Origin of the sequence: Aquipuribacter hungaricus, from assembly GCF_037860755.1 — a bacterium.
GTDB classification, from domain to species: domain Bacteria; phylum Actinomycetota; class Actinomycetes; order Actinomycetales; family JBBAYJ01; genus Aquipuribacter; species Aquipuribacter hungaricus.
On record NZ_JBBEOI010000459.1, the window covers coordinates 1 to 986 of the forward strand.

General features: G+C 79.3%; 2 protein-coding genes. Both read left to right on the plus strand.

The window, feature by feature from the left end; genetic code table 11:
• The coding region (locus tag WCS02_RS20595; RefSeq protein ID WP_479688815.1) for a hypothetical protein at positions 1-220 on the plus strand (220 nt) is incomplete at its 5' end.
• The coding region (locus tag WCS02_RS20600) for a 1,4-dihydroxy-2-naphthoate polyprenyltransferase (protein WP_340296181.1) at positions 217-986 on the plus strand (770 nt) is incomplete at its 3' end. The genes WCS02_RS20595 and WCS02_RS20600, both read left to right, overlap by 4 nt.

The following is a 986-nucleotide window of genomic DNA, read 5'->3' on the forward strand; positions in this document are numbered from 1 at the left end:
ACTTGTCGACGGCACGCCCCCCGCTGACGGCCCGCGGTCCTCCGGCGGCACGCGCTCCTCCGACGGCACGCGCTCCTCCGACGGCACCGCGTCCTCCGACGGCGCGAGGTCCGGCGCCACCGCCGCCGACGGGACGCCCACCGACGGCACCGCCCCCACGGGCGAGAGCCCGGAGGACGGCAACGGCACGCCCGCGGGGACGGACGACCGCCGCCCGTGACCACCCCCGCCGAGTGGGTCGCCGGTGCGCGCCCACGCACGCTGCCCGCTGCCGTGGCGCCCGTCGCCGCCGGGACGGGAGCGGCCGTCGGGGTCGGCGGCGGGGACGCGGTCGCCGCCCTGCTCGCGCTCGTCGTCGCGCTGGCCCTCCAGGTGGCCGTGAACTACGCCAACGACTACTCCGACGGCGTCCGGGGCACCGACGCCGACCGGGTCGGCCCGCTGCGCCTGGTCGGCTCCGGCGTCGCAAGCCCGCGTTCCGTCCTCGCCGCCACGGGCGCCGCCTTCGCCGTGGCCGCCGTGGCGGGGGTGTCGCTCGTCGTCCGCAGCGGCCGGTGGGAGCTGCTCGCGGTCGGCGCGCTCGCGCTGGTGGCCGCCTGGACGTACACCGGCGGCCGCCGGCCGTACGGCTACGGCGGTCTCGGCGAGGTCGCCGTGTTCGTGTTCTTCGGCCTGGTCGCGGTGCTCGGCACCACCTGGACGCAGGCGGACCGGCTCCCGCCCGGCGCGTGGGCCGCCGCGGTCGGCGTCGGTGCCGGCGCGTGCGCGCTGCTCGTCGTCAACAACCTGCGCGACATCCCCACCGACGCGCTCGTGGGCAAGCGCACCCTCGCGGTCCGGCTCGGCGACCACCGCACCCGCCTGCTCTTCGTCGCCCTGCTCGTGACGCCGCTCGCGTGCACCCTCGTGGCCGCGGCGACCGCCACCCCGTGGGCGCTGCTCGCGCTGCTGGCCGCCGTGCCGGCCCTGCGCCCGGCCCGCAAAGC